At 50.9% G+C, this 936-nt stretch carries 1 protein-coding gene; it reads right to left on the bottom strand.

Going from position 1 to position 936, the window contains the following annotated elements; all coding sequences use genetic code 11:
• Positions 1 to 936, bottom strand: a 936-nt coding sequence (locus HED22_RS19535) for an Ig-like domain-containing protein (protein ID WP_167725425.1), incomplete at both ends; no start/stop codon positions are given.

The raw sequence follows: 936 nt of genomic DNA, 5'->3' as shown, positions 1-936 counted from the left end.
ATCCCATCATCACCGTCCGATGCATTGGTATCGCGAACCGTCAGTGTCCCATCGCCATTATCTTCAATCAGATAGTCGTCGCGATTACCGCTAAAGATCGCCTTATCAGCCCCGTCACCACCGGCAAGGGTATCGTCAGCCGCGCCACTGATAAGAATGTCATCTCCCGCCCCACCATTGAGGATTGATGATCGAATGGTTGTTGCTGCAAGAACATCGTTACCTGACGTTCCATCAAATACCTGGTCTCCGGCAATATAAGTCAGATTGGGATCCGCAATCCAAGTCACGGCTTGTGCTACTTCTCCTGCAAGCGACAGGCTTACGTCTCCAACGGTCCCACCTTCATCCATAATAGCGATATCCGCATAAAGCGGGGTGCTCGTACTTGAGACTGTCGTACTTGTATAAACTACCGCGCCATTATGACTGTAAGTAACAACACCATTTTCGTCACGATTGATCGTAAGAGTGTCTCCCGGTTGGTAATCTCCATACCTTCCAAGATCCGCCCCGTTTTCGAACACCCGGAACCAACCTTCTTCAATCAGGTAAATTCCATATTCAATCGTCGCATAACCTGAGTCCGTTGGTGAGGAAGAGAGGCCCACCATCCTGTTTGCTGCCTTTGCTGACACAATAGTGGTAAGTAAGCCCGCACCAACAATACTTTCCTCAGAATAAGCGCCGGCATTCCAACCAGCCCCACCACTGGTTTTTTCGATAGAATCGCCCGGTCGAGAAGGGGATTGTATATTGACCGACATCACCCCTTCAGAACTCAACCCGTGCTCATCGGTCACTCGATAGGTGAAGCTGTCTTCGCCAACATAGCCTTCACTCGCTGTAAAGCTGTAGCTGCCATCTGCATTGATCGTCACACTGCCATTAGCCGGGCCATCCACAAGCTCGAAGCTCAGGCCGTCGCCGTCAACA

It is taken from the genome of Thalassospira sp. HF15, assembly GCF_011806525.1.
Lineage (GTDB): Bacteria > Pseudomonadota > Alphaproteobacteria > Rhodospirillales > Thalassospiraceae > Thalassospira.
Note: the sequence above shows the minus strand (reverse complement) of the source record. Positions and strands in the feature narration are given on the sequence as shown.